We start from the raw sequence: 5,872 nt of genomic DNA, 5'->3' as shown, positions 1-5,872 counted from the left end.
CCCGATCAGCAGCGCGGGACGGGCGAGCGGCGTCGCGAGGATCCGCTCGAACGCGCCGGTCATGATCTCGAACTGCAGGTTGGCGCCAGTCATCGACGTGCCGAACATCGTGATCATCACGACGACTCCGGGCAGGAAGAACTGGAGCGTCGAGCCGAAGCCCAACCCGTCGTCGCCGGCGACGCCCGCCAGCAGCGGTCCGAACAGGCCGAGGAACACCAGCGGCTGGATCAGGGAGAAGATCAGCGAGAACGGGTCCCGCAGGATCGTGAGCGTCTCGCGCATCCACACGGACCTGATGTCGCCCGGGAGCGAGCGGTGGGCGATGCGGGCCGAGGTGGCGGCGGAATCGAGGATGGTGCTCATGCTTCTGCTCCTTCGCGCAGGCTGCGTCCGGTGAGGTTGAGGAAGACGTCGTCGAGAGTGGGTTGCTTGAGCGTCGCCGCCTTGACGGCCACGCCCTTGTCGCCGAGCGCGTGGAGTACGCCCGGCAGGGCGGCCGGTCCGGCGTCGACGCGGAACGAGATCGCGGTGTCGCCGTCGACCGGCAGCTCCTGGACCTCCGTGCCCGCCTGGGCGACGACCTCGCGGGTCGTCGGCAGGTCGTCGGCACCGACCGTGACGGTGATGCGGTCACCGGCCTGCTCGGCCTTGAGCGCCTCGGCGGTGTCGTCCGCGATGATCTTGCCGTGGTCGATCACCACGACCCGCTCGGCCATCGTGTCGGCCTCCTCGAGGTAGTGCGTCGTCAGCACGATCGTCGTGCCGAACTCCTGGCGGAGGCGCAGGATGTGGTCCCACAGATTGGCCCGGTTCTGCGGGTCCATGCCGGTCGACGGCTCGTCGAGGAACAGCAGCGCCGGCTCGTGGATCAGGCCGAGGGCGATGTCGAGGCGCCGCTTCTGGCCGCCTGACAGCGTGCTGACCTTGCGCATCTTCATGCCCTCGAGGTCGAGCGTGCCGAGCAGCTCGTCGGCCCGTTCGGCGGCGCGCTGCTTGTCGAGCCCGTAGAAGCGGCCCTGCATCAGGAGCTCGTCCCACACGCGGTAGTTGTGGCCGGCTCCGTCCTTCTGGCCGATGTAGCCGATGCGGCTGCGTACGCCTGCGGGATCGGCCGTGACGTCGATGCCCGCGACCGTCGCCGTGCCCGAGGTCGGCGGCAGCAGGCTCGTGAGCATCCGCAGCGTCGTCGACTTGCCCGCGCCGTTGGGGCCGAGGAAGGCGACGAGCTCGCCCTCGGCGACGTCCAGGTCGATCCCGCGCACCGCCTCGACCGTCTCCTTCCCGGACACGAAGGTCCGGGTCAGCTGGTGGGTGTGAATCATGTGAGTCTCTTTTCCGTACGTCGTACTGAATTCTGACTATTACATCATACGGTGTACGGTGTGACAAAACCGTGGCGACGAAGAGGACACCATGAACGACGAGAAGCCGACGGTCCCGGACACCGATCCGTCGACGTGGGGCACACCCGAGGGCCGTCACATGATCCGACTGCTGTGGGACCCGCCCACGCCGGCCGGCCGCGGGCCGAAGCAGAAGCTGACGCTCGACCAGGTCGTCGAGGCGGGCATGGCCGTGGCCGCCGCCGAGGGCATCGACAAGCTCTCGATGCGCAACGTCGCGGCGCAGCTCGGCGTCGGAGCGATGAGCCTCTACACGTACGTCCCGGGGCGGGACGAGCTGTTCGAGCTGATGATCGACCGGGCATGGGCGGCCCGCAAGCTGCCGGACCAGTCGCTGCCGTGGCGGGAGCAGGTCGAGCTCCACGCGCGGGAGGCGTGGAGGATGTACCAGTCGTACCCGTGGCTGATCCGCTCGAACCTGTGGCGGATGCCGCTCGGACCTCACGTCATGGACGTGCAGGAGGACATCTATCGCGCGGTCACCCTCACGGATCTCCCCTATCCCGAGGTCGTCCGGGTCGCCGGGCTCGTCGAGTCACATGTCTTCGGCGTGGCGCGGAGCGTCATCACCGACACGAGCCTGTCGTCCAACACCGGCATCACCGCTGACGAGTACTGGGAGTCGCGCAGCAGCTTCTGGGGCACCTACTACACGCCCGAGCGGTTCCCCACCATGACGGCGATCTGGGAGTCCGGGGCGTTCGAACGATCCGCCGGCGACGAGGTCGAGTTCGGCCTCGCCCGCCTCCTCGACGGAGTCGAGCTCCTGATCGAGAGACTGGCTGTCAGCCACCCCTCGCCGGTCGAGTAGCCGAGCGAGGCCCACCCCTCGCCGGTCGAGTAGCCGAGCGAGCTCTGCCCGAGCCCCACCCCTCGCCGGTAGCATGTCGGATCCACCGGTACGCATCGCGATGAGTCCGCCGTCCTGTGGCTCGACGGCAAGGCGAATCGGCCCGGATAGCAGCGCCGGAAAGGATCGCCGCGAAACTCGCCTATGCTGAGCGCCGTGCGGTCAAAGGGGGTCACGATACTGGCGGGGATCATCGCCGCCATCGTCGTCGTCAGCATCGCAATCGGCCTGACGTCTCCCGACGGCACCGTCGGTGACCAGACGGCAACGCCATCGGCCACGGCAACGCCGTCGGCCACGGCAACGACCTCCCAGGCACCCAAGCCCGCGAAGCCCGACGCCACTCGCGCACCGGCGTCGGTCGCAGGGACGTGGCCGGGGCGACCGGACGCGGTCACTGCCGACGGTTCCGCTGTCGACTGGTGCCGGGCAGTCCGTACCAAGGGTGCCGCCGAGGCGGAGCAGGTCTTCGGCAAAGCAGCGGTCGACAACGCCGCGTGCACGGCGGTGACGTTCACCTTCGGCAAGCGCTACTCGAAGATGGCCATCCCACGTGACTCGTACGCCGCGAAGGACTTCGACTTCGTGCTGCCGGCCCTCGCGCCGTCGACGGTCGGCGCATACCGGCCACGCATCGCCGCCTTCGTGGCCGACCCCGACAACAGCGACGTGCGCGAGGAGCTCGGTCTGGTCGTGCTCCGCGGCGAGGGCACACCGGCCGGCGCCACGCACGCCGCTGCCGGCAAGGACCGGGTCTTCTACGGCAAGGCCTTCTCGGCGAATGGCTACCGAGGCCGCGCCACATGGATCAACCCGAAGTGGTCGAAGGTCGCGATCAGCGTCGACTGGTCGAAGGCCGAGCCCCGGATCGTCGCGACGCTCGACGCCTCCGCCGCGGTCCCCGTCTTCAACTCAGCCGGGCGAAGGCACGACATGTTGACGGTGCCGACCCACGCGACGTTCTTCCTGCGCCGAGACGGCTCGAGCTGGAAGATCGGTGGCTGGCAGATCAGCAGCGGCACGTATGAGTACGACAAGCTCACGCTGAAGTGATGCAGCGGGGCCGGCCATCCCCCCGAGATGGCCGGCCCAGCGACGCTTACGGCGTCGGTCGTGCGATGGCCCGACCATCCCCCCGAATCGTTCGGACCTGACAACCTGTGACATACACGCTAACCGAGCCGCGCCGCCAAGTGCAGTCTTGACATTAGCGCAGAAAGTAGTTAGTTAGGGCTAGTTCGGCCTAGTCCTTCGGAGTTACTTCTCGAAGGGTGGCGTTCAGCGCAGCTCGACGAGCTTTGCGAGGTCGTCGGTCGGCAGCTCGTCGACCACCGCGGTGACGTTCATCGACAACAGGTCGACCCTCGCCCAGTGCTGCGAGAGGAACGCTGTTTCGGACGCGTCCTGGCCGGTGGCGATGCGCAGCAGGCTGCTTCGTGGCGCGAGCGTCGTCGCGTCCACGACGTGCCACGCATCCTCGATGTACGCCTCGGCGACCGCGTGGAAGTCCATCGGGTAGAGCCCCGGGGCATACACCGACACCAGCCGGGCCGGGACGTCGAGCCCGCGGAGCAGCGCGACGACGAGGTGCGCGTAGTCGCGGCACACGCCCTCGCGGGCGAGCATCGTGGCCACGGCGCCGTCCGTCGGCTGGCTCGCACCCGGGACGTACGACAGGTGCGCGCCGACCCAGGAGCTGACGGCGTCGAGGAGCTCCTTGCCGTGCACCCCGGCGAACTCGGAGTTGGCGGTCGAGAACAACGTGTCGGACTCGCAATAGCGGCTGGGCCGCCGGTACTCGATGAGGTCGAGCTCCTCGACCGCCGGGGGCTCGGGCCGACCCACGACCTCGGCGGAATAGTCGATCGTCATGTGTCCGGGAGGACCCGTCAGGCGGTGCAGACGGGTGCCGTGGCGGCCGGCGATCTCGTGCGCCTCGAGCTCTTCGCCACCGGATCGGATCGTGAATCGCTCGGTCGTCTCATGCCCCTCGGCCACCGCGATCGAGAAGATCAGATCGGCCCTGTCATGCAGGTGGAGCTGGAGGTGGGCCGAGACTGATCGCTTCACCGCCCGATCGTTTCACACGCCTGCTACGTCATAAGAATCGTGGCCCAGGACCCTCACTTCTTATGACGCAACTCGGCACGAACTACGAGTCGTACGCCTCGAGGATCCGGTCGGCGGCCGTGGCGGCGGGCATCTCGCCGGACAGCACGGCTTCGCGGATCTCCTCGCGCATCGCCGCGACCCGCGGATCGTTGCGCAGGCGCTGGTCGAGCTCGTCCCTGACCAGCGCCCAGGTGAAGTCGAGCTGCTGCTGCGCCCGCTTCTCGTGCAGCCCCTTGCGGCCCAGAAACTCGCGATGCCGGATGACCCGGCTCCACACCGTGTCGATGCCGGTGCCCTCGAGCGCCGAGCAGGTCAGCACCGGCGGAACCCAGCCGTGGCCTCCGGCGTAGACCATGCGCAGCGCCCCGGCGAGCTCCTTGGCCGTGGCCTCGGCCTCCTGCACGCGCTCGCCGTCGGCCTTGTTGACCGCGACGACGTCGGAGATCTCGAGGATGCCCTTCTTGATGCCCTGCAGCTGGTCGCCGGTGCGCGCGATCGTCAGGAACAAGAACGTGTCGACCATGCCGGAAACGGTGATCTCGGACTGGCCCACACCCACCGTCTCGACCAGCACGACGTCGAAGCCGGCCGCCTCGAGCACCGTCATCGCCTGGCTCGTCGCGCGGGCCACACCGCCGAGGGTCCCGGCGCTGGGCGAGGGCCGGATGTACGCGTCCGGGCTCACCGCAAGCCTCGACATGCGAGTCTTGTCGCCGAGCACCGAGCCGCCCGTACGTACGCTCGACGGGTCCACCGCGAGCACCCCGACACGATGCCCTTCGTCGACGAGGTACATGCCGAGGGCCTCGATGAACGTCGACTTGCCGACGCCGGGAACGCCGGAGATGCCGACGCGCACGGCTCCCCCGGCCTCTGGGGCCAGGATGCCCAGCAGCTCGCGCGCCTCGGCGCGGTGGTCGCTGCGGCTCGACTCGATCAGCGTGATCGCCCGCGAGATCGCCGCGCGCTTGCCGACGCGGACGTCGTCGGCGAGGTCTGCGACGTCGACCATCAGCTCTGCTGGGTGGTGCGGAGCTTGTCCAGCAGGTCGAGTGCTGAGTCGGCGATGACGGTGCCGGGCAGGAACACCGCGGCGGCGCCCATCTCCTTGAGCGTCGGCACGTCATCAGGCGGGATGACGCCGCCGATCACGACCATGATGTCCGGCCGGCCCATCTCGGCGAGCGCCTGCTTGAGCGCCGGCAGCAACGTGAGGTGGCCTGCCGCGAGCGACGAGACGCCGACGATGTGCACGTCGGCGTCGACCGCCTGCTGGGCGACCTCCTCGGGCGTGGAGAACAGCGGGCCGACGTCGACGTCGAAGCCCATGTCGGCGAAGGCCGTGACGATGACCTTCTGGCCGCGGTCGTGCCCGTCCTGGCCCATCTTGGCGACGAGGATGCGCGGGCGGCGGCCCTCGGCCTTCTCGAACGCCGCGGTGGCGTCGATGACCTTGTCGATGTTGCCGCCGTGGCCGGCTTCGGTGCGGTACACACCTGAGATC

General features: G+C 68.8%; 7 protein-coding genes. 2 read left to right on the top strand and 5 right to left on the bottom strand.

The features are described from left to right. Together V6M46_RS17305 and V6M46_RS17300 are read right to left on the bottom strand one after the other, a co-directional pair. Window positions 1-366 (bottom strand): ABC transporter permease (locus tag V6M46_RS17305; RefSeq protein ID WP_332667357.1); only part of this gene is annotated, 366 nt, incomplete at its 3' end. Further along, a complete protein-coding gene (locus V6M46_RS17300) occupies window positions 363-1,325 on the bottom strand; it encodes an ATP-binding cassette domain-containing protein (RefSeq protein ID WP_332667356.1) in 963 nt (320 codons plus the stop codon). The genes V6M46_RS17305 and V6M46_RS17300, both read right to left, overlap by 4 nt. A 91-nt stretch (window positions 1,326-1,416) precedes the next feature. On the opposite strand from V6M46_RS17300, the gene V6M46_RS17295 reads away from it, so the two are divergent. Together V6M46_RS17295 and V6M46_RS17290 are read left to right on the top strand one after the other, a co-directional pair. Next, window positions 1,417-2,217 (top strand): TetR/AcrR family transcriptional regulator, encoded by an 801-nt coding sequence (locus tag V6M46_RS17295; RefSeq protein ID WP_332667354.1) that lies wholly within the window; start codon window positions 1,417-1,419, stop codon window positions 2,215-2,217. Window positions 2,218-2,412: 195 nt separating this feature from the next. Further along, the gene (locus V6M46_RS17290; protein ID WP_332667352.1) at window positions 2,413-3,309 is read left to right on the top strand and encodes a hypothetical protein; all 897 of its coding nucleotides are present in this window, start codon (window positions 2,413-2,415) and stop codon (window positions 3,307-3,309) included. A gap of 225 nt (window positions 3,310-3,534) precedes the next feature. On the opposite strand, the gene V6M46_RS17285 is transcribed toward V6M46_RS17290, so the two are convergent. The 3 genes from V6M46_RS17285 to V6M46_RS17275 form a co-directional block, all read right to left on the bottom strand. After that, window positions 3,535-4,326, bottom strand: coding sequence for a transglutaminase-like domain-containing protein (locus V6M46_RS17285; RefSeq protein ID WP_332667350.1), 792 nt, complete (start codon window positions 4,324-4,326; stop codon window positions 3,535-3,537). Window positions 4,327-4,408: 82 nt separating this feature from the next. Next, window positions 4,409-5,380 (bottom strand): methylmalonyl Co-A mutase-associated GTPase MeaB, encoded by a 972-nt coding sequence (gene meaB / locus V6M46_RS17280; protein ID WP_332667348.1) that lies wholly within the window; start codon window positions 5,378-5,380, stop codon window positions 4,409-4,411. Continuing rightward, window positions 5,380-5,872, bottom strand: a 493-nt coding sequence (locus V6M46_RS17275) for a cobalamin-dependent protein (protein ID WP_332667347.1), incomplete at its 5' end; no start/stop codon positions are given. The genes meaB and V6M46_RS17275, both read right to left, overlap by 1 nt.

This window comes from Aeromicrobium sp., from assembly GCF_036676885.1.
Lineage (GTDB): Bacteria > Actinomycetota > Actinomycetes > Propionibacteriales > Nocardioidaceae > Aeromicrobium.
Note: the sequence above shows the minus strand (reverse complement) of the source record. Positions and strands in the feature narration are given on the sequence as shown.